At 69.7% G+C, this 984-nt stretch carries 1 protein-coding gene; it reads right to left on the reverse strand.

Features of this window, described 5'->3' with window-relative positions:
* Nucleotides 1-29 precede the first annotated feature (29 nt).
* Entirely contained in the window at nucleotides 30-953 is a 924-nt protein-coding gene (gene folE2, locus VI08_RS20460) for a GTP cyclohydrolase FolE2 (RefSeq protein ID WP_045831494.1), read from the reverse strand.
* Nucleotides 954-984: the final 31 nt, after the last annotated feature.

Consider the following 984-nt stretch of genomic DNA (forward strand, 5'->3'; position numbering starts at 1 on the left):
GCCCACAGTGTGGGCTCCTACGCGGGGCATCAACGCGCTTTTGAGGCAAACGCCACCGCATCGTGCGGGTGCAGGCTTTCGTGGTGCGCCACGCGGACGTGGAAGTCGGCGACCGTGGGGTCCGCGTCCAGGGTCTTCTGGATGCGGCGGGCGGCGTCTTCGCAGAACATGAGGTTGCCGCCGTTGGCGAGCGCGAAGGCCTGCTCGTCGGCGCGCTTCACCGCGGTCTGCACGGGCGTGCCCAGCGCGTCTTCCACGCGGCCGATCATGCCGATGAGGTTGAAGGTGCCCTCGCCCTTCGGCGCCACGCGGATCGTGGCCGTGCTGCGCTGTGCGTGCGGCGTGGCGACGATGCCCTGCTCCGAGCCCAGCCACGCCAGGATCGTCTCGCGGTCGAGCGCGTGCTCCGCCGGGAACGACCTGGCGAACGCATCCTGGATGAGCTGCCGCGACAGCGCGGCGGAGGCCGGGCACGTGGAGGAATACACCACGTCGGTGGTCACCTCGAGGTGGAACCGGTCGCCGCTCAGCGTGGCATCGAGGGTAATGGGGTAAGCGCGCCAGCCGCTGTTGTCGCTGCGCAGCGCGCGGCGCCGCACGAGGTGCTCGAAGCCGATGGTGATGCGGGCGTGGTCGGAGAGCCCCTCGTGCGATGAAAGGAACTCGCCCAGCAGGGCGCGGAGGCCGCCGACGGTAAGCGGGCCGGCCGAGAGCGCCTCGGACACCAGCAGGTAAAGGCGCGACATGTGGATGCCGCGCTTCTCGGGCTTCGTGAGGTTCACGAAGGCGCCCACCCGTGCACCGGTGGCGCGGACATCGCCGTCGCCGGCGTCGAACGCCACGGGCATCTCCATGCCATCCATGCCCACCCAGTCGAGCGAGCCGATGGCCAGGGCGTGCTCCTGCGAGGCGACATCGGGCAGCAGGCGGGTCGGGGAATCTTGGATGTACATCGGGGTTCCTTGGGACGGATATCGTTTCCGG

Source organism: Luteibacter yeojuensis (genome assembly GCF_000964085.1).
Lineage (GTDB): Bacteria > Pseudomonadota > Gammaproteobacteria > Xanthomonadales > Rhodanobacteraceae > Luteibacter > Luteibacter yeojuensis_A.